This window comes from Cellulosimicrobium cellulans (genome assembly GCF_016921195.1).
Lineage (GTDB): Bacteria > Actinomycetota > Actinomycetes > Actinomycetales > Cellulomonadaceae > Cellulosimicrobium > Cellulosimicrobium cellulans_F.
In genome coordinates this window covers 89,431-108,601 of sequence record NZ_JAFGYF010000009.1, presented here as the reverse complement: position 1 = coordinate 108,601, position 19,171 = coordinate 89,431, and the positions used below count along the sequence as shown (strand labels likewise).

The window sequence follows — 19,171 nt, the reverse complement described above, 5'->3', positions numbered from 1 at the left end:
CGTGGTCCTGGTCCTTCGTGTCGTGGGGTCGTCGGGGTGCTGGGGGTACTGGTGCTGCGATCCTCGCGTGCCCGACGGCGGGGCGCACCCCCGCGCGGGAGGTGCGCCCGCCGTCGGGGCACGTGGGGGATCCGGTGGCCCGCCTACTCGGGGCCGACGACCGAGACGCGCGCGGCGCGCACGACGCGGTCCCCGATCCGGTAGCCCGGCTCGATGACGAGGTTCACCGTGGTGACGGTGGCCTCGGGGTCGGGCTGGTGCATGAGCGCCTCGTGGACGGTGGGGTCGAACGTGTCCCCGACCGTGCCGTAGCGCTCGATCCCGAACTTCTCGAGCGACGCGTCGAGCTTGTCGGAGATGGCCGCGAACGGCCCCGTCAGCTCGCCGTGCTGCCGCGCGCGGTCGATGTCGTCGAGGACCGGGAGGAGCGCGGTGAGCACGTCCTCGATCCCCTTCGTGCGCGCGGCCTCCTGGTCGCGCAGCGACCGGTTGCGGTAGTTGGTGAAGCTCGCCCGCTCACGCTGGAGCGCGTCGAGGTGCTCGGCGGCCTCGGCCTTCGCGGCCAGGACGGCCGCGTCGACCTCAGCCTCGTCGGACGGCTCGAAGTCGAGGCCCGCGAGCGGATCTGTCGCCGAGGACGGTGAGTCGTCCCCCGCCGAGCCGCCGGCGGACCCGGCGTCCGCGCTCTCGCGCGGGCGGCCGGCCTCCGGGTCGACCTTGCGCTTGTCGGTGAACTGGAAGGGCTTGTCCTCGGGGCCCTGACCGGGCTCGCGCCCGGCCTGCTCCTCGGGGCCCCGGTTCTCGGGGGACGTCACTTCTTGTCGTCCTCGTCGTCCACGATCTCGGCGTCGACGACGTCCTCGTCCGGAGCGGACGTCGCGCCCGCGGCAGCGGTGGCGTCGTCCTGCGCGGCGCCGGGGTTGCCGGCGGCCTGCTCCTGCTCGGCCGAGGCGTAGAGCGCCTGGCCGATCTTCTGCGAGGACGCGACGAGCTTCTCGTGCGCGGTCTTCACGGCGTCGGCGTCCTCGCCCTCGAGCGCGGACTTGACCGACGCGATGTCGGCCTCGACCTCGGTGACGACGTCGGCGGGGAGCTTCTCCTTGTTCTCGGAGACGAGCTTCTCGGTCGAGTACACGAACGCCTCGGCCTGGTTGCGGGTCTCCGCCTCCTCGCGACGCTTCTTGTCCTCGGCCGCGTGCTCCTCGGCCTCCTTGACCATGCGGTCGATGTCCTCCTTGGGCAGCGCCGAGCCGCCCGTGATGGTCATCTTCTGCTCCTTGCCGGTGCCGCGGTCCTTGGCGCCGACGTGGACGATGCCGTTCGCGTCGATGTCGAAGGTGACCTCGATCTGCGGCACGCCGCGCGGGGCCGGCGCGATGCCGGTGAGCTCGAACGTGCCGAGCGGCTTGTTGTCGCGCGCGAACTCGCGCTCGCCCTGGAACACCTGGATGAGCACCGAGGGCTGGTTGTCCTCGGCCGTCGAGAAGATCTCGCTGCGCTTGGTCGGGATGGCCGTGTTGCGCTCGATGAGCTTGGTCATCACGCCGCCCTTGGTCTCGATGCCGAGGGACAGCGGGGTGACGTCGATGAGCAGGACGTCCTTGCGGTCACCGGAGATGACGCCGGCCTGCAGCGCCGCGCCGACGGCGACGACCTCGTCCGGGTTGACGCCCTTGTTGGGCTCCTTGCCGCCCGTGAGCTCCTTGACGACGTCGGTCACGGCCGGCATGCGGGTGGAACCACCCACGAGCACGACGTGGTCGATGTCGGAGACGGAGACGCCCGCGTCGGAGATGACCTTGTGGAACGGGGCCTTCGTCCGGTCGAGCAGGTCCTGCGTCATCTGCTGGAACTGCGCGCGCGTGAGCTTCTCGTCGAGGTGGATCGGGCCGTTCTCGCTCATCGAGAGGTACTGCATCGAGACGTTGGTGCTCGTCGCGGACGAGAGCTCCTTCTTCGCCTGCTCGGCGGCCTCGCGCAGACGCTGGAGCGCGATCTTGTCCTTGGACAGGTCGACGCCCGAGCTGTTCTTCACCTGCTTGATGAGGTGCTCGACGATGCGGTTGTCCCAGTCGTCACCACCCAGGCGGTTGTCGCCCGAGGTCGCGCGGACCTGGATCGTGGAGAAGTCGTCCTCGTCCTTGCCCACCTCGAGGAGCGAGACGTCGAACGTGCCGCCGCCCAGGTCGAAGACGAGGATGAGCTCGTCCTCCTTGCCCTTCTCCAGGCCGTACGCGAGCGCGGCCGCGGTGGGCTCGTTGACGATGCGGGTCACGTTGAGGCCCGCGATCTGCCCGGCGTCCTTGGTCGCCTGGCGCTCGGCGTCGTTGAAGTACGCCGGCACGGTGACGACCGCGTCGGTGACGGGCTCGCCCAGGTACTCCTCGGCGTCGCGCTTGAGCTTGCCGAGGATGCGCGCGGAGATCTCCTGCGCGGTGTACTTCTTGTCGTCGATCTCCACCGACCAGTCGGTGCCCATGTGGCGCTTCACCGAGCTGATGGTGCGGTCGACGTTCGTGACCGCCTGGCGCTTGGCGACCTCGCCGACGAGGACCTCGCCGGTCTTGGAGAAGGCGACCACCGACGGCGTCGTGCGCGACCCCTCGGCGTTCGCGATGACGGTGGGCTCTCCGCCCTCGAGGACGGCGACCACCGAGTTGGTGGTGCCCAGGTCGATCCCGACTGCTCGTGCCATGTGTGCTGCCTCCGTTGCGGATGGGGTGCCCGACGGCGCACGCGCGCCCGGGCACACCGGGTTGAGTCTGCTTCACTCAAGGTAGGCACGGGGACGGTGCTCGCGCAACCTCGCCCGACCGAACTTGAGTCCACCTGGCTCAACCTTCACGGAGGGCGGACTATTCCCCGCTCAGAGCAGCTCCACGCGGTCGGCCTGCGGCCCGCGGTCGCTCTGGCGCACCGCGTAGCGGACCCGGTCGCCCTCCTCGAGCACCTCGTCGCCCCGCACGACCGAGACGTGCACGAACAGGTCCTCGCCCCCGGCGTCGGGCGTGATGAAGCCGAAGCCCCGGTCCGCGTCGTAGCGCGCGACGGTGCCCTCCCCTCCGCGCACCGGCCGGCCGGACCCGCCCGGGCGGTCCGGGCGGCCCTGGCGGTCGGGGCGCCCACGGGTAGCCGACGGCCGCCCGCCTCCCGCGCCGCGGACGAGCTGCACGTTGCGGGCGTTCGGTCCCTTGTCGCCCTCCACGACGTCGTACGTCACGCGAGCGCCCTCCGCGAGCTCGGTCAGCCCGTGGCCGAGCGCGCTGACGTGGACGAAGACGTCGTCGCCGCCGCCGTCGGGAACGATGAACCCGAAGCCCTTGACGTCGTCGTACCAGGACACCGTGCCGTCCGCGCCGTCGGACGCCGCCCGTCCGGCCTCCGCCCCGAGCGGGAGGAGGTGGTCCGCCTGCGGCCCCTTCTCGCCCTCGACGACGAGGAACGCCACGCGCTGCCCCTCCGTGACGACGCCGCCCCCGACGATGGCCGAGCTGTGCAGGAAGATCTCGGCGCTACCGCCGTCAGGGGTGACGAACCCGTAGCCCTTGGTCGGCTCGTACCAGGCGACGGTGCCGAGCACGCCCAGGGGCGCGTCGGCGGCGCGGTCGCCCGTGACGCGGACGCGGCGCGCCTGCGGGCCACGGTCGCCCTCGCCCACCTCGAACTCGACGACCTGGCCCTCGCGCAGCTGCTTCGGCCCGTCGTCGCCGACGATCTCGGACGCGTGGACGAACAGGTCCTCGGCCTCGTTCCCGAGGTCGATGAAGCCGAACCCTCGGTCGGCGTCGAACCATCGGACAGTTCCCTGGGGCACCTAGGACTCCTTGCATCGACAGACAGTGCTGCTCCTAGTGTCCCCGACGGCGCCGCGGCCCAGCGCCGGAGGACCGCTCGGCCGGCCTCAACCGCCGGTGCCGGACGCGCCGGCGCGGGGATCCGCACCCGGATCGTCGACGTCGTCGCCGCTCCAGCTCCGCTCGTCGCCCGGGTCGACGTCCGTCGGGACGTCGGGGTCCTTCGGCAGGGAGTCGTTGGCGAGCGCGGGGAACGCACCGGCCGTCCCGATGTCCGGGGCACCCTGCACGGCCTCGTCCTCGCCCCGCCAGTCCTGCTCCTCGCCGGTGCCCCGGCCGCCCTCCGGCTGCGACTCGCTCATGGTCCGTCCTCCTCAGGTCTCACCCGGCCTCGTCGACGGCCGGCGTACCTTCTCGACGGTAGGTCGGCCACCGTGACACACAACCGGGGTCGCGACGCCCGTCCCCGGGCACGACCGGCGGGAGGAACCGGGCCGTCGGACACCCTCCGGACACCTCGCCCTGGCACGCTGTGCGGATGAGCACCCCACCGGGCCAGCCCGCGCTCGTGCGCCGCCTCGGCACGTCGGACGCCGTCGTCGTCGGGCTCGCGTCCATGATCGGCGCGGGCGTGTTCTCCGCGTTCGCCCCGGCCGCCGCCGCCGCGGGGACGGGGCTGCTCGTCGGGCTCGGCCTGGCGGCGGTCGTCGCGTACGCGAACGCGACGTCGTCCGCACAGCTCGCGGCGCAGCACCCCACGTCGGGCGGCACGTACGTGTACGGGCGCGAGCACCTCGGCCCCTGGTGGGGGTACCTCGCCGGGTGGGGGTTCGTCGTGGGCAAGACGGCGAGCTGCGCGGCCATGGCGCTCGTGCTGGCGGCCTACGCCGCACCGCCCGGGTGGGAGCGCCCCGTCGCCGCCGCCACGGTCGTGGTGCTCACGGCCGTGGGCTACCGCGGCGTGACGCGGACGGCACGCGTCGCCCGGGCGATCGTCGCGGTGGCCCTCCTCGCGATCGCGACGGCCGTCGTCGCGAGCCTCGCGGGTACGGCGCCGCGCTGGTCGGCGGTGCTCGACCCTGCCGGCGCGCACGGCAGCTGGTACGGCGTCCTGCAGTCCGCGGGGCTGCTGTTCTTCGCCTTCGCCGGGTACGCGCGCGTCGCGACGCTCGGCGAGGAGGTACGCGACCCACGCCGCACGATCCCGCGCGCCGTCCTGGTGTCGCTGGGGGCCGTCGTCGTGCTCTACGCCGTCGTGGCGGTGGCCCTGCTCGCGGTGCTGGGGCCGCGCGGGCTCGCGGCGTCCGCGGCGCCGTTGGCCGACGCGGTCGCGGGCGGGTCGTGGGCGTGGGCCGGCCCGGTCGTGGGCGTCGGTGCCGTCGCCGCGAGCGCCGGTGCCCTGCTCGCCCTGCTCGCGGGCGTGAGCCGGACGGGGCTCGCGATGGCGCGCACGGGCGACCTGCCCGGGTGGTTCGCGGCCGTCCACCCCGTGCACGGTGTGCCGCACCGGGCCGAGCTCGCTGTCGGGGCAGTCGTCGTGGTGCTCGTCCTCACCACGGACCTGCGGGGAGCGATCGGGTTCTCGTCGTTCGGGGTGCTCGTGTACTACCTCGTGGCGAACCTGTCCGCGCTGCGCCAGACCGCACCGCACCGGCTGTACCCGCGCGCGCTGCAGGCGCTGGGCGCGCTCGGGTGCGTCGCGCTCGTCGTCACGCTCCCGCTCGCCAGCGTCGCGGCGGGGGCGGCGGTGCTGGCCGTCGGCGTCGCGCTCCGGGCGGTGCGCGTCCGACCCTGACCGGGTGCCCGTCAGGCCGCGCGCTCGAACCAGTCGAGCGCGAGCTCGGCCACGGCCTCCGGGGCGTCGTCCGTGATGAAGTGCGCCGCGTCGTCGACCCACGCGAACTCGACGCGGTCGGCGTAGCGCTCCGGGTGGCGGCAGATGCGGCCCATGAGCTCCTCGGTCGTGGGGTGGTCGCGACGCCCGTAGACGACGAGCGTCGGGACGGTGAGCCGCCGCCTGCGGTAGACCCCGCGCATCATGCGCCACGCCTCGGCCAGGACCACGCGCCGGGTGAGCGGCCGCACCGCGGCGTCGATCTCGGGGCGCCGGAACGGGGCGAGGTGCGCGTCGACCGTCGCCTCGGACATCGGGCGCGCCACGTACCGGGCCGAGAACGTGCCGCGCAACGAGGCGCCCGGGCGGTGCCAGACGAACGGCGGCAGGTGCTCGAAGGCGGGGAGCAGCCTCGGGCTGAACGCGAAGAAGCCCGGCGGCACCGAGAGCTGCACCGCGGTGCGCACCCGCTCGGGGTGGTCGTAGGTGAGCTGCATCGCGGTGAGGACGCCCATGTCGTGGGAGACGACGTCGGCGCGCTCGACATCGAGGACGTCGAGGAGCGCCAGCAGGTCGTGCAGGCGGGTCTCACGGTCGATCCGGGGGTCGTCGGCGACGGTCCAGCCCGCGCCGCGCAGGTCGGGGCACAGGACGCGGTGGCCCGCGGCGGCGATCAGCGGGGCGACGGCGCGCCACTGCCACCAGTGCTCGGGGAAGCCGTGCAGCAGCACGACCGGGTCCCCCGTGCCGAGGGCCGCGACGTGCGTGCGCAGGCCCGGGGTCTCGACGACGAGATGCTGGAAGCCCGGTGCCTCGGGGAGCGGCGGCGACCAGCCCTCGACGTCGCCGGGACGGGCGGTGCGGGGCTGCGGCGTCGTCATGGCGACTCCTTCGTGCGGCCGGACTACTATGTCCATAGTAGACCCGCCGAAGGAGGGAGTCCATGGCCGCAGCCACCCGGGAACGGGCGCTCGACGCGGCCGTGGAGGTGCTCGGCACGGACGGCGTGCGCGCGCTGAGCCACGCGCGGGTGGACCGGCGGGCCGGCCTCCCCCCGGGGTCGACGTCGAACTGGTTCCGCACCCGCCGTGCCCTGCTCGCCGGCGTCGTCGACTGGATCGCCGAGCGCGAGCGCGCCGACTTCGACCCGGGGTCGATGCCGGAGATCGCCGGCGTCGACGGGCTCGTCGACGGCCTGTGCGCCATGACCGAGGTGCAGGCGGGGCCGTTCGCCACGCGCACCCGCGCGCGCTACGCGCTCTTCCTCGAGCTCGCGGGCGACGCCGAGCTCGGCGAGCCCCTGCGGCAGCAGCGCCACGCGTTCGAGCGATGGACCGAGCGGATCGTCGTGTCCGTCGGCATCCCGGATCCGGTGCCCGCGACCCGGGCGCTCATGGGGCTCTGCGACGGGCTGCTCCTGCACCGCCTCACCGTCGACCCCGGCCTCGACCTGCGGCCCGCCGTCGAACGTGCCGTGCGCGCGCTCGCGGCGTCGTGACCCCGCCCGACAAGGGCTCCCCCGCGGACCCGCTGCAAGACGAGCAGGGCCGGGGACATGATCGGGGCATGACCGGACACGAGCCCACGCGCGCGCCGGCAGCGCTGGTCGCCGCCGCGGCCCTCCTCGTCACCGGTCTTGCCGCGGCCTGCACGGCTCCCGACGGCGGGACGGTCGGCAGCCCGCGTGACGGCGGGGCCGGGTCGGACCCGGTCGGCCTCGTCGGGATGTGGCGGGTCTCGGGCGCGGAGGGGGAGGGCCCGGACACGTGGCTGCGGCTCGACGCCGGGCGGTACATGCTGTGGGGCGGCTGCGACGGGTACGTGGAGGGCGGCTGGGAGGCGGCCGGCCGGGCCTTCGTCGCCTCGGACCCGTACGGCGCCGTGGCGGCGTGCGGCGCGGACGGGATCCGCGAGGTCCCGTGGCTGCGTGCGGTCGTCGCCTACGAGCCCGCCGGCGAGGGCTGGCGTCTGCTCGACGCGGACGGCGACGTCGTCGCCGGTCTGCGGGTCGACGGCGCCCCGGCCCCCATCCCCGACGCCGCGGAGCACGACGCACGAGCACCCGAGGTGACCGACGACGTGCGCGCGGCGTTCGACGACCCCGCGCCGCTGCCGGACGGCCTCGCGCCCGCCGCCGTGCGGGACGTCGTCGGGCGCTGGGAGCCGTCGGGGTCCTTCGCCACCGACCCCCACGTGGTCTTCCACGAGGACGGGACGTGGTCCGGCTCCGACGGGTGCAACGGCGCCGGGGGCGCGTGGGCCCTGGACGACGGCGGTCGCCTGCTCGCCACCGCCGGCCCGCAGACCCTGATGGCGTGCGACGGGGCGGGAGTGCCCGGGGCCGTCAGCGGTGCGGCCCGCGCCGCGTCGGACGGGGGCCGGCTCGTGCTCCTCGACGCCGACGGCACGGAGATCGTCCGCCTCGTCCGAGGATGAGACCGGCGGGTCGACCTCGGCGTCAGGCCTCGGGCTCCGGGTCGGACGGCGCGCCGACGGCGTCGTCGGACTCCACGACGCGCGACGACTCACCCTCGTCGCCGCGCTCGGGGAGGCCGCGCTCGTCGGGCTCGTAGTAGCGGCCGGTGTAGCGCGGGCGCAGGAAGTTCTCGGTCGTCAGCACGGCGTCGACCTCCTCGGCCGTGAGCAGCCCGCGCGCCACGACGACGTCGCGCACCGAGGCACCGGTGCGGGCGGCCTCGGCGCCCACGAGGTCGCCGTTGCGGTGGCCGATGATCTCGTTGAGGTACGTGACGATGCCGATCGAGTCGAGCACGTGGCGGCGGCACACCTCGACGTTCGCGGTGATTCCGGTGACGCACTTGGTGCGCAGCGCGACGCACGCGTTGGTCAGCAGGCGCAGCGACTCGAACATGGCCTGCGCGAGCCCCGGCTCCATGACGTTGAGCTGGAGCTGGCCCGCCTCGGCCGCGTGCGTGATGGTCACGTCGTTGCCCATGACCTTGAAGCACACCTGGTTGACGACCTCGGGGATCACCGGGTTCACCTTGGCGGGCATGATCGACGACCCGGCCTGGAGCTCGGGCAGGTTGATCTCGCCGAGCCCCGCGCGCGGTCCGGAGGAGAGCAGGCGCAGGTCGTTGCAGATCTTCGAGAGCTTCGCCGCGAGCCGCTTGAGGGCGGAGTGCACCGCGAGGTAGGCGCCGTTGTCGTACGTCGCCTCGACGAGGTTCTCGGCCGGGACGGTCGGGAGACCGCTGACCTCGGCGAGGCGTCGCGTCGCGACCTTCGGGTACCCGGGCGGCGTGTTGAGCCCGGTGCCGATCGCCGTCGCGCCGAGGTTGACCTCGAGCAGCAGCTCACCCGCGACCTCGAGCCGACGGATCTCCTCGCCGACGTTCACCGCGAACCCCGCGAACTCCTGGCCGAGGCTCATGGGGACCGCGTCCTGGAGCTGCGTGCGGCCCATCTTCAGGACGTCGGCGAACTCCGACGCCTTCTCGTCGAGCGCGCGCTCGAGCCGCCGGACCTCGCCCTGGAGCGCACCGACGAGCTCGTGCACCGCGAGCCGGAACCCCGTGGGGTACGCGTCGTTGGTCGACTGCGAGCGGTTGACGTGGTCGTTGGGGTTGATGACGTCGTAGCGGCCCTTCTCGAACCCGGCGATCTCGAGCGCGAGGTTGGCCACCACCTCGTTGGTGTTCATGTTGACGCTCGTCCCCGCGCCGCCCTGGAACACGTCCACGGGGAACTGGTCGAGGCACCGGCCGTGGTCGAGGATCTGGTCGCACGCGGCGACGATCGCGTCGGCGATGTCGCGCTGGATCGTCCGCAGCTCGCGGTTCGCGAGCGCGGACGCCTTCTTGACCAGGACCATGCCCCGGACCATCTCGGGGACGTCGCTGACCGTCGTCCCGGAGATGCGGAAGTTCTCCATGGCGCGCACCGTGTGGACGCCGTAGTAGGCGTCGGCCGGCACCTCCTTCGGTCCCAGCAGGTCCACCTCGGTGCGCGTCCGTTCGCTCGACATGCCCCGACCGTAGCCCGGCCGGACCGTCCCGCACGCCAGGCGTCGCGTCAGCCCACGGGCTCGTAGGCGAACCGCTCCACACGCACGACGGACGTCGTCGGCCGGCCCTCGCTCGTCGCGTGCACCCCGAGCCAGAGCCCGAGGAACCCGCCCGCCGCGGCGCTGTCGAGCGTGCGGCCGTCGACGGTCGCGACCTCGGTGAGCGGCCCGTCCACCGGGCCCGCGACGAGGCCGTAGTCCTGCCCCCGCACGCGCAGCCCGACGGCGACCGCCTCCCCCTGCGCGGCGGTCGCCGTCGTCTCCCCGACCACCGCGTCCGTGCCGCCGCGCCGGTGCACGGCGACGACGCGCCGCTCGTCCCCCGGGCCGCCGTCGACAAGGAGCCGCACGTAGTCCCGCTCGGACTGGCGTACGACGACGCCCGCCCGCTCCCCCGCGACCTCCGGCACGCGCAGCGTGACGGTCACGTCGACGTCCCGGTGCTGCTGGCGGACCCCGAGGAACGCGGGCACGGTCTGCTCCGCGAGCGTGGCGGGCCGCACGGGGAGGTCCCAGCCCTCGCCCGCCGGGGTCGCGACGTCCCGGGGCAGGGCTCGCACCGCGCACCAGCGCGGGTCGTCCGGGCCGACGACGCCGCTCGCCCCGCCCTGGACCGCCGGCCGGGGCGCCGTGCTCGCGAACGGGACCTCCACGACGTCGGGCACGCGCCCCTCGCCGGGAGCGAGGACGGGCCAGCCGTCCTCCCACACGACCGGGACGAGGAACGTCTCGCGCCCGAGCGGGTAGTGATAGCCGCCGTAGACGCGCATGGCGAGCAGCACGGCCCACCACGAGCCGTCGGGTGCCTCGACGAGGTCGGCGTGGCCCACGCCGACGACGTCCGCGCCGCGCCCGAGGTGCCGGTGCGTGAGCACGGGGTTGGCCTTGTTGCCCTCGTACGGGCCGGTCACGGACGACGCGCGCGCGACGGACACCGCGTGGTGGAAGTCGGTGCCGCCCTCGGCCGCGAGCAGGTAGTACGTGCCGTCGACCTTGTACAGGTGCGGGCCCTCGGCCCACACGGCACCGCGCACGGCCCCCGTCCACACGACGTGCTCCGGGCCGACCAGTGCGAGCGTCGCGAGGTCGAGCTCGCGCACCCACACCTCGGTCTGGTGGAACCACTCCGGGTCGGCCGCGAGCCGGGTCCCGTGCAGCCACGCGCGACCGTCGTCGTCGAAGAAGATCGACGGGTCGATCCCGGCGACCCGCTCGCCGTCCTCGTCGCGCAGCCAGACCGGGTCGGACCACGGCCCGGCCGGGTCGGTCGCCGTCATGACGAAGTTGCCGCCGCGGGAGTCGTCGGCCGGGTCCACGAGCGTGCACACGAGCCAGAACGTGCCGTCGTGGTGGCGCAGCGTCGGCGCGTACAGGCCGCCCGACGAGCGGATGCCGTCGTAGTCGAGCTGCCCCGACCGGTCGACGACGTCGCCGACGTGCTCCCACGTCGCGAGGTCGCGGCTGCGCAGCACGGGCAGGCCGGGCAGGTACTCGAACGTCGAGGTGACGAGGTAGAAGTCGTCGCCGACGCGGCAGACCGAGGGGTCGGGGAAGCAGCCGGGCAGGATCGGGTTCGGGACGAGGGTCACGCGCGCTCCCCCGCCTCGACCCGCTCGGAGACCTCGACCGCGACGAGCCGCTCGTCTGCGGCCGTGACCTCGTGCACCGAGCCGGTGACGGCGAGCGTCGCGCGGGGCGTGGCCGCACCGGGCACGACCCTGCGCTCGGCCGGCGCCGACTCGTTGACGATCGCGCCACCGGTCGTCGACCCGAGGTCGCCGGTGCCGGGCGCGGCGTCGACCGCGCCGGCGTGCGCCCCGACCCACACCTCGACGTCGCCCGGCTCGACCACGCGCACGAGGCGGCGGTCCGAGAACGCGAGGCGTGTCGTCGGGACGCGGAAGGTCACGCGGCGCGACTCGCCCGCGCCCAGGTCGACGCGCGCGTAGCCGAGGAGCTGCGCGACGGGTCGCGGCACGGAGCCCACGACGTCGCGCGCGTAGAGCTGCACGACGTCCGTCCCCGCGACGTCGCCCGTGTTGGTCACGGTGACCGCGGCGCGGAACGTCCCACCCGCCGCGACCTCCGCGTCGACCTCGAGGTCTGCGTACGCGAACTGCGTGTACGACAGCCCGAACCCGAACGGCCGCACCGGCGTGGGGTCCGTGGACGTCACGTCGGACGGCCCGCCGAGGACGGGGTGCAGGTACGAGTAGGGCTGCGCGCCGCCCGCGCGGGGCAGCGACACGGGCAGGCGACCCGACGGGTTCACGGCACCGACGAGCACGTCGGCCACAGCGCGGCCACCCTCCTCGCCGGGGAAGAAGCCCTGCACGACGGCGGCGGGCCGGGTCGGGGTCGTGCCGGCGGCGCCGTCCCCGAGGGCCCAGCCGATCGCGTACGGGCGGCCCGTGAGCAGCACCAGGACGACGGGCGTCCCGGTGGCGACGACCTCCTCGACGAGCTGCCGCTGCACGCCCGGGAGCTCGAGCGACTCGACGTCGTTGCCCTCGCCGACCGTGCCGCGCCCGAACAGGCCCGCCTCGTCGCCGACGACGACCACGGCGACGTCCGCGGCGCGCGCGACGTCCACCGCCTCGGGGATCCCCGAGGTGTCGGAGCCGTCGACCGCGCAGCCGACCGCGTGCGTCACCTCGGCGCCGGTCGGGGCGAGCGCGTCGCGCAGCGACTCGAGGACCGTCGGCAGCGCGATGCCCGCCGGGGTGCCGGGGTGGTGCGCGAGCACGTGGTTGACGAACGAGTAGCAGCCCATGAGCGCCTCGGACGAGTCCGCGGTGGGCCCGACCACGGCGACGCGACGGGGCGCGAGCGACCCGTCGTCAGCGCTGTCGGCGCGGGCACGACCTCGCCGCACGAGCGGGAGCACGCCGTCGTTCGCGAGCAGCACGAGCGACTCCTGCGCGAGGCGGCGTGCGGTCGCGCGCTGCTGCGGGGTGTCGAGGTCGACCGCCGTCGGCGGCTCGTCGGCGTAGGCGGTCGGGTCGAGCAGGCCCAGCTCCTCCTTCTGGTTGAGGAGGCGCAGGACGGCGCGGTCGACCCACGCCTCGTCGAGGGCGCCCGAGCGCACGCGCTCCGCGAGCGGCGCGAGGTAGGCGTCGCCCGTGGGGAGCTCCACGTCGAGGCCGGCCTCCAGCGCCTGCGCCGCGGCCTCCCCGCGGTCGGCCGCGACGCGGTGCATGACCTCGAGGAACGCGACGCCGAAGTAGTCGGCGACGACGACGCCGTCGAACCCCCAGCGCTCGCGCAGGATCTCGGTGAGGTACTCGGGGCTGGCGTGCAGCGGCACGCCGTCGACGTCGACGTACGACGCCATGACCGAGCGCGCGCCGCCGTCGCGCACGGCCATCTCGAACGGCGGGAGGTAGACGTCCGCGAGCTCGCGCGGCCCCGCGCTCACCGGCGCGTGGTTGCGACCGGCGCGCGAGCCCGAGTACCCGACGAAGTGCTTGAGGGTCGCGTGCACGCCCGCGTCCTGGAGGCCGCGCACGTACGCCGTGCCGACGGTGCCCACGAGGTACGGGTCCTCGCCCACGCACTCGTCGACGCGGCCCCAGCGCGGGTCGCGCACGACGTCGAGCACGGGCGCGAGGCCCTGGTGCACGCCGAGCGCGCGCATCGACTCCCCGACCTCGCGCGCCATCTCCTCGACGAGCGCCGGGTCGAACGACGCGCCCCACGCGAGCGGCGTCGGGTACGTCGCGGCCCGCCACGCGGCGAGGCCCGTGAGGCACTCCTCGTGCACGATCGCGGGGATCCCGAGGCGGGTCTCCGCCTGGAGGCGGCGCTGCTCCGCCCACAGCCACGCGGCGCGCTCTGCGGGCTCGACGGGCCGCGTGCCGTAGACGCGCGTGTAGTGCCCCATGCCGTGCCGCGTGATCTCGGCGAGCCGGCCGCCGTCCTGCTGGCCCGCCGTCATCTCCGACTGCATCGGGGCGACGGTGCCGTTCTGGTCGAGCCAGTAGCCCACGAGCTGGGCGAGCTTCTCGTCGAGCGTCATGCGGGCGTGCAGAGCGCGCACGCGCTCCGAGACCGTGGGCGGCTGCGGAGGTGCCGGGCGCGGGCTGCGCGGCGCCTGGACGGCCGGCTCCGGGGAGCCGGTGGGTGCCGTCGGGACGGCAGGGACGACGTCGGTCACGGGACCGTTCTCCTTCGATGGGTGGCCCTGCCCCGCGCGCGGCGCGGGGCAGGGACGGGGTGCGCGGACGGGCGGGCGGTCAGCCCTTCACGGCTCCGGTCAGGCCGCCGACGATGCGCCGCTCGAACAGCGAGAAGAAGACGAGCGCGGGGATCATCGACAGGGACGTGAAGGCGAGCACGCGGGCGGTGTCCACGGAGTACTGCGACGCGAACGCCTGCACGCCCAGCGGGAGCGTGTACGACGTCTCGTCGTTGAGGATGAAGAGCGGGAGCATGTAGCTGTTCCAGCTCGCGACGAACGCGAGGATCCCCACGGTGATGACGCCCGGCAGGGACAGCGGCACGACCATGCGGAAGAAGAAGCCGAGCCGGCTCGCCCCGTCGATCGACGCCGCCTCCTCGATCTCGCGCGGGATGGCGCGCAGGAACGGGACGAGGATGATGACCGTCGTCGGGAGGGCGAACGCGATCTGTGGCAGCACCAGGCCGCCCACGGAGTTCATCAGCCCGAGCGAGCGGATCATGATGTACAGCGGGGTGATCGCGACGGTCATGGGGAACATGAGGCCCGCGGCGAACAGCGCGTACAGCGCCCCGCGCCCGGCGAACGAGTAGCGCGCGATGACGTAGCTCGCCATGAGGCCGAGGACGACGACACCGAGGGTCGTGAGGAGCCCGGCCACGAGCGAGTTCCCGAGCTGCTGCCAGAACAGCGAGCTCGTCAGGACGCTGACGTAGTTCCCGATCTGCCACGGGTCGGGCAGGCCCGACGGGTCCGCGGTGATCTGCGCGTTCGTCCGGAACCCGCCGACCACGATGTACGCGATCGGGGCGAGGCACACGCCCACGAGCAGCCACGCGACCACGTAGGTCAGCGGGCCGCCCCGGCCGATGCCGGAGCCGCGCGGCTCCTTCGGCGTCCGGACGCCGGCGGCACGCTCGGGCGCGGGTGCGGCGGTGACGGTGGCCATCACTTCTTCCCTTCCGTGATCGCGCCCTCGGTGTCGCGGCGCAGGACGTACCGCTGGTAGACGAGCGCCACCGCGAGCGAGATGAGGAACAGCACCACGGCGACCGCGCTGCCGTACCCGTAGTTCCCCGCGTTGCGGCCGTTCGCCACCATGTAGGTCGCCATGGTCGAGGTCCCCGCCGTCGAGGCCACGTACTGGCCCCAGATGATGTAGACGAGGTCGAAGAGCTGGAGCGAGCCGATGATCGACAGGAACGCCCAGATGCGGACCGTCGGGCCGAGCAGCGGGAGCGTCACGTAGCGCTGCGTCTTCCAGTACGACGCGCCGTCGATCGCGGCCGCCTCGCCCAGCTCGTCGGGGATGCCCTGGAGACCCGCGAGGAAGAGGATCACGGCGAAGCCGATGTACTTCCACGTGATGATGAGCAGCAGGGTCCAGATCGCGACGTCGGGGTCGGCGAGCCAGTCGACCGCGAGGAAGCCGAGACCGATCTTGTGGAGCAGGTCGTTCACGGCACCCGTCGTCGCGAGCATGAGGCTGAAGCCCGTCCCGACGATCACCTCGGACACCACGTAGGGCACGAACACGAGCACCCGGATCAGCGAGCGGCCGCGGATGCGCCGGTTGAGCATGAGCGCCACGACCACGGCGACCGGGCCCTGGAGCACGAGCGACATCACGACGATGAACGCGTTGTGCCGCAGCGCCGCGAGGAACTCGGGGTCGCGGAAGATGATGAGGTAGTTCTCGAGGCCGACGAAGTCCGTCGGCGGCCCGAAGCCCTTCCACTTGAAGAACCCGTAGTAGGCCGCCATCACCACGGGGACGATGACGAAGGTCAGGAAGACGACGAGCGCCGGCCCGGCGAGCACCGCGATCTCCGCTCGCTGGACCCAACGGCCGCCGCGCGGGGGGCGCCGCGCGGCGACCGGGGCGGCCGGGGGCGACGTCACGCCGCCCCCGGCCCTGTCCTCGGGCGTCGTCGTGCTCGGCGAGATCTCGCCCTGGGACACGTTCATGGAAGGGACTACTCCTTGGCGGCCGCGTCGTTGACAGCGGTGACGATGTCCTCGGGCGTGCCCTGGCCGGCGAGCATGTTGACGACGGCCGTGTTCAGCGCGTTCCCGATGTTCTGGCCGTAGAGCGTGTCGAGCCAGACGGAGACGTACGGCGCCTCGTTGTACGCCTCGAGGATCGAGACGAGGGCCGGGTCGACGACCGCGCCCTGCGCCTCCTTGCTCGCGGGCAGCGTCTGGAACGCGGTGGCGTAGGCCTCCTGCGACTCCTTCGACATGGCGAAGTTGAGGAAGTCGGCGCACGCGTCCGGGGCGTCCACGTAGCACGAGTAGCCGTCGACGCCGCCCATCATCGCGCCGGGCTCGCCGTCACCGCCCTCGACCTCGGGGAACGGGAACCACTGCAGGTCCGGCAGCGGCTGCTCGTCCGGCGTGAGGGACGCGATGACGCCCGGGTCCCACGCGCCCATGAGCTCCATCGACGCCTGGTGGTTCGCCAGCAGGCCGGCCGACGAGCCGGCCCCCTGCTGCGCGGACGTGGTGAGGAAGCCCTCGTTGAACGGCTCCGTCGCCGCGAAGTCCTCGAGCGCGTTGCCGGCGTCGAGCCAGCACGGGTCGTCGAACGTCCGCGTCTCGGCAGCCTCGTTCATCGCGTCCTGGGAGCAGTACCGGAGCGCGAAGAAGTAGTACCAGTGCGCGGCGGGCCACGCGTCCTTGGCACCGAGCGCGATGGGCGCGATGCCCGCGGCCTTGAGCTTCTCGGTCGCCGCCTCGAGGTCGGAGATCGTCGCCGGGGTCTCGGTGATGCCGGCCTGGTCGAACAGGTCGGTGCTGTAGAACATGCCGCCGGGCAGGATCGACACCGGCATGCCGTAGACCTTGCCGTCCACCGAGAGCGCGCTCAGCGACCCGCCGACCGCCTCCTCGACCGCCGGGTCGATGAGGTCGGTCAGGTCCTTGACCTGACCCGCCTCGACGACGTCCGCGAGCTTGCCGCCGCCGCGCGCCATGAAGATGTCGGGGGCGTCGCCCGAGTTCAGGGCGGTCTGGAGCTTGCCGTCCATGTCCTCGTTCTGGATCGACTGGATCGTGATCGTCACGCCGGGGTTCTCGTCCTCGAACGCCTCGGCCGTCGCCTTCCAGTACTCCATGCCGGGACCGGTCGTGGAGTTGTGCCAGAAGGTCATCGAGACCGAGCCGTCGTCCGAGCCGGAGTCGCCTCCGCCTCCGCAGGCCGAGAGCACGAGCGTGCCCGCCATCGCGACGGCGGTCGCCGCCAGGAGCTTCCGAGACTTCATCGTTCCGTCCTCTTCGTCGAGTCGCACAGGGCGCACGCTGCCTCGAGCGCGCCGGGCCGCCTCCGCGTCGGGGCCGCCACCGCGACTCTGGCAAACGGAGGGGCGTCGTGTCAATCGTTATCGATAACGTTTTACACACGATGTGGCACGGACGGCCGGCGCGGGCGCGCGCGAGGGTGCGTGCATGCTCCGTCGGCGCAGCCGCACCCCGGACGGGGCGCGCGGCGGGGCGCCGCCGACGCGCCGCGGCACGGGCTACTGTCTCCCCATGCGCTCCACGGGAAGAGTCACGATCGGCGACGTCGCGCGCACCGCCGGCGTCTCGGTCGCGACGGTCTCCAAGGTGATCAACGGCCGCTACGGCGTCGCCCTCGAGACCTCCCGCCACGTCCAGGAGGTCATCGACCAGCTCGGGTACGAGTCGTCGATCGTCGCGCGCAGCCTCCGCAGCCGCCGCACCAACGTCATCGGCATCCTCGTCGCCGAGTTCGAGCCCTTCTCGACCGAGCTGCTCAAGGGCATCTCCGAGGCCGTCGACGGCACCGGCTACGAGCTGCTCGCCTACTCCGGCGGGCTGCGCCGCGACGACCGCGTCGGCTGGGAGCAGCGCTACCTCTCGCGCCTCGGCGGCACCCTCATCGACGGCGCCATCCTCGTCACGCCGACCGTCGTCGCGCCAGGGAACTCGATCCCCGTCGTCGCCGTCGACCCGCACCGCGGCCCCTCGGGCCCGCCGACCGTCGACTCCGACAACCTCGCCGGCGCGCGCGCCGCGACCGAGCACCTGCTCTCCCTCGGCCACCGCCGCATCGGGTTCCTCGCCGGGCGACCCGACCTCGAGTCGGCGCGCCTGCGCGAGCAGGGCTACCGCGAGGCGCTCGCCGACGCCGGCGTCCCGTTCGACCCCGACCTCGTCCGCGTCGGCGGCTACCGCCCCGACCTCGCCGACTCCCCCGCGCACGAGCTGCTCTCGCTCCCCGACCGCCCCACCGCGATCTTCGCCGCGAACGACCTGTCGGCCATCCGCACCATGGAGGTCGCCGCGGAGCTCGGCCTGCGCGTGCCCGACGACGTCTCCGTCGTCGGGTTCGACAACATCCCCGAGTCCGCGCTGACGACCCCGCCCCTCACGACCGTCGACCAGCCGATCCACCGCATGGGCGCCGAGGCCCTGCGCCTGATCGTCGACCTCGTCGAGGGCAACACCCGCGAACCCCACGTCCGCCTCCCCACGACCCTCGTCGTCCGCGGCACCACGCGCCCCCTCTGACGCTCCGACCTCCGGGCCGCCCGGCCGCCGGGGAAGAACACCGTGGCCCGCGAGGCAATCCCCTGGTCCGCCGAGGTAGAACCGTGGTCGCGCGACCAGGGTTCTACCCGGCGCAACCGCGGTTCTGCCTCGCGCGACCAGGGCTCTGCCTCGCGCGACCGCGGTTCGAACGCGGCGCCGGCGGGGCTGGAATCCTGGGCACCTCCCCGACGTTATGTCAGCAGTACCACTGCCGACAGACCTTGAGGAGGTCGCATGGCCCGCCTCGCACGCCGCGTCCAGGTCGAGAACGACTACGGCGAGATCCTGCACTACGAGCGCCACACCGGCGGCGGCCTCGTGTCGCCGCACGCCCGCGTCCCCGAGTCCGTCCCCGTCGGGTCGGGCACGTACGTCGAGAAGGGAGCCGTCGTCGGGCACGGGTGCCGGCTCGGCGAGGGGAGCTGGATCGACCGCGACGTCGTCCTCGGCCGTGACGTCCGCATCGGCGACAACGTGCGCCTCTCCCCCGAGACCCGGGTCGGCGACCGTGCCCGGGTCGGCAGCGGCGCGCGCGTCGGCCGGCGCGTGCTCGTGGAGCCCGGCGCCGTCGTCCCGTCGGACGAGATCGTGCCCGACGACGCCACCGTGCGCCGTCGGGGCGGCGTCCGGTCCGGCTACGACGTCGCCGCCTAGCACGCCCACCGCCCGCCGAACCCGGAGTTGTCGGCACGTCTCGCGCCGAGCCCGGCGACATCCCCGGGTTCGGCGGCCGCGGTCCCCATGACGCCGGGTCGGCGCCGCCGGCGGTGGACGCCTTTTCC

Annotated in this window: 16 protein-coding genes; 5 read left to right on the top strand and 11 right to left on the bottom strand. The window is 73.7% G+C overall.

The features are described 5' to 3' along the window. Window positions 1-143: 143 nt before the first annotated feature. The 4 genes from grpE to JN535_RS16810 form a co-directional block, all read right to left on the bottom strand. On the bottom strand, window positions 144-815 hold the full coding sequence (grpE, locus tag JN535_RS16825; protein WP_205206844.1) for a nucleotide exchange factor GrpE: 672 nt from the start codon (window positions 813-815) through the stop codon (window positions 144-146). Further along, window positions 812-2,695, bottom strand: a complete 1,884-nt coding sequence (gene dnaK / locus JN535_RS16820) for a molecular chaperone DnaK (RefSeq protein WP_205206842.1) — start codon at window positions 2,693-2,695, stop codon at window positions 812-814. The genes grpE and dnaK overlap by 4 nt, the downstream gene beginning before the upstream one ends. Window positions 2,696-2,866: 171 nt before the next feature. After that, window positions 2,867-3,814, bottom strand: coding sequence for a cold-shock protein (locus JN535_RS21300; protein ID WP_205206832.1), 948 nt, complete (start codon window positions 3,812-3,814; stop codon window positions 2,867-2,869). A gap of 87 nt (window positions 3,815-3,901) precedes the next feature. After that, a complete protein-coding gene (locus tag JN535_RS16810) occupies window positions 3,902-4,156 on the bottom strand; it encodes a hypothetical protein (RefSeq protein ID WP_205206825.1) in 255 nt (84 codons plus the stop codon). A gap of 176 nt (window positions 4,157-4,332) precedes the next feature. Between JN535_RS16810 and JN535_RS16805 the strand changes: the two genes are divergently transcribed. Continuing rightward, the gene (locus JN535_RS16805; protein ID WP_205206824.1) at window positions 4,333-5,589 is read left to right on the top strand and encodes an APC family permease; all 1,257 of its coding nucleotides are present in this window, start codon (window positions 4,333-4,335) and stop codon (window positions 5,587-5,589) included. Between the two features lie 11 nt (window positions 5,590-5,600). On the opposite strand, the gene JN535_RS16800 is transcribed toward JN535_RS16805, so the two are convergent. Then, window positions 5,601-6,509, bottom strand: a complete 909-nt coding sequence (locus tag JN535_RS16800; protein WP_205206822.1) for an alpha/beta fold hydrolase — start codon at window positions 6,507-6,509, stop codon at window positions 5,601-5,603. A 62-nt stretch (window positions 6,510-6,571) separates the two neighbouring features. Between JN535_RS16800 and JN535_RS16795 the strand changes: the two genes are divergently transcribed. Both JN535_RS16795 and JN535_RS16790 read left to right on the top strand, forming a co-directional pair. After that, on the top strand, window positions 6,572-7,126 hold the full coding sequence (locus JN535_RS16795; protein ID WP_205206820.1) for a TetR/AcrR family transcriptional regulator: 555 nt from the start codon (window positions 6,572-6,574) through the stop codon (window positions 7,124-7,126). A gap of 68 nt (window positions 7,127-7,194) precedes the next feature. Further along, complete coding sequence (locus JN535_RS16790; protein WP_205206818.1) at window positions 7,195-8,064, top strand: META domain-containing protein; 870 nt, start codon at window positions 7,195-7,197, stop codon at window positions 8,062-8,064. Window positions 8,065-8,086: 22 nt separating this feature from the next. Here the strand turns inward: JN535_RS16790 and aspA are convergent, their stop codons facing one another. The 6 genes from aspA to JN535_RS16760 all read right to left on the bottom strand — a co-directional run bounded on the left by aspA (window position 8,087) and on the right by JN535_RS16760 (window position 17,098). Further along, window positions 8,087-9,616 carry an aspartate ammonia-lyase gene (aspA, locus tag JN535_RS16785; RefSeq protein ID WP_205206816.1) on the bottom strand — a complete coding sequence of 510 codons (1,530 nt, stop codon included), beginning with the start codon at window positions 9,614-9,616 and terminating at the stop codon, window positions 8,087-8,089. Window positions 9,617-9,663: 47 nt separating this feature from the next. Next, a complete protein-coding gene (locus JN535_RS16780; RefSeq protein WP_205206814.1) occupies window positions 9,664-11,244 on the bottom strand; it encodes a glycoside hydrolase family 43 protein in 1,581 nt (526 codons plus the stop codon). After that, on the bottom strand, window positions 11,241-13,694 hold the full coding sequence (locus JN535_RS16775; protein ID WP_307868867.1) for a beta-xylosidase/alpha-l-arabinosidase: 2,454 nt from the start codon (window positions 13,692-13,694) through the stop codon (window positions 11,241-11,243). The genes JN535_RS16780 and JN535_RS16775 overlap by 4 nt, the downstream gene beginning before the upstream one ends. A 196-nt stretch (window positions 13,695-13,890) precedes the next feature. Next, window positions 13,891-14,784, bottom strand: a complete 894-nt coding sequence (locus JN535_RS16770) for a carbohydrate ABC transporter permease (RefSeq protein ID WP_205206813.1) — start codon at window positions 14,782-14,784, stop codon at window positions 13,891-13,893. Next, window positions 14,784-15,803, bottom strand: a complete 1,020-nt coding sequence (locus tag JN535_RS16765; protein WP_205206812.1) for a carbohydrate ABC transporter permease — start codon at window positions 15,801-15,803, stop codon at window positions 14,784-14,786. The genes JN535_RS16770 and JN535_RS16765 overlap by 1 nt, the downstream gene beginning before the upstream one ends. Window positions 15,804-15,811: 8 nt before the next feature. Further along, complete coding sequence (locus tag JN535_RS16760) at window positions 15,812-17,098, bottom strand: ABC transporter substrate-binding protein (RefSeq protein ID WP_205206811.1); 1,287 nt, start codon at window positions 17,096-17,098, stop codon at window positions 15,812-15,814. Between the two features lie 268 nt (window positions 17,099-17,366). Between JN535_RS16760 and JN535_RS16755 the strand changes: the two genes are divergently transcribed. Next, window positions 17,367-18,368, top strand: a complete 1,002-nt coding sequence (locus tag JN535_RS16755; protein WP_205206803.1) for a LacI family DNA-binding transcriptional regulator — start codon at window positions 17,367-17,369, stop codon at window positions 18,366-18,368. A 255-nt stretch (window positions 18,369-18,623) separates the two neighbouring features. Further along, the gene (locus tag JN535_RS16750) at window positions 18,624-19,043 is read left to right on the top strand and encodes a transferase (RefSeq protein ID WP_205206801.1); all 420 of its coding nucleotides are present in this window, start codon (window positions 18,624-18,626) and stop codon (window positions 19,041-19,043) included. The last annotated feature ends 128 nt before the right edge of the window (window positions 19,044-19,171 follow it).

Excerpts from the sequence above, each read along its gene's own strand:
- dnaK (WP_205206842.1), bottom strand. The coding sequence starts at position 2,695 with ATGGCACGAGCAGTCGGGATCGACCTGGGCACCACCAACTCGGTGGTC.
- JN535_RS16810 (WP_205206825.1), bottom strand. The coding sequence starts at position 4,156 with ATGAGCGAGTCGCAGCCGGAGGGCGGCCGGGGCACCGGCGAGGAGCAG.
- JN535_RS16805 (WP_205206824.1), top strand. The coding sequence starts at position 4,333 with ATGAGCACCCCACCGGGCCAGCCCGCGCTCGTGCGCCGCCTCGGCACG.
- JN535_RS16800 (WP_205206822.1), bottom strand. The coding sequence starts at position 6,509 with ATGACGACGCCGCAGCCCCGCACCGCCCGTCCCGGCGACGTCGAGGGC.
- JN535_RS16795 (WP_205206820.1), top strand. The coding sequence starts at position 6,572 with ATGGCCGCAGCCACCCGGGAACGGGCGCTCGACGCGGCCGTGGAGGTG.
- JN535_RS16790 (WP_205206818.1), top strand. The coding sequence starts at position 7,195 with ATGACCGGACACGAGCCCACGCGCGCGCCGGCAGCGCTGGTCGCCGCC.
- aspA (WP_205206816.1), bottom strand. The coding sequence starts at position 9,616 with ATGTCGAGCGAACGGACGCGCACCGAGGTGGACCTGCTGGGACCGAAG.
- JN535_RS16770 (WP_205206813.1), bottom strand. The coding sequence starts at position 14,784 with ATGGCCACCGTCACCGCCGCACCCGCGCCCGAGCGTGCCGCCGGCGTC.
- JN535_RS16765 (WP_205206812.1), bottom strand. The coding sequence starts at position 15,803 with ATGAACGTGTCCCAGGGCGAGATCTCGCCGAGCACGACGACGCCCGAG.
- JN535_RS16760 (WP_205206811.1), bottom strand. The coding sequence starts at position 17,098 with ATGAAGTCTCGGAAGCTCCTGGCGGCGACCGCCGTCGCGATGGCGGGC.
- JN535_RS16755 (WP_205206803.1), top strand. The coding sequence starts at position 17,367 with ATGCGCTCCACGGGAAGAGTCACGATCGGCGACGTCGCGCGCACCGCC.
- JN535_RS16750 (WP_205206801.1), top strand. The coding sequence starts at position 18,624 with ATGGCCCGCCTCGCACGCCGCGTCCAGGTCGAGAACGACTACGGCGAG.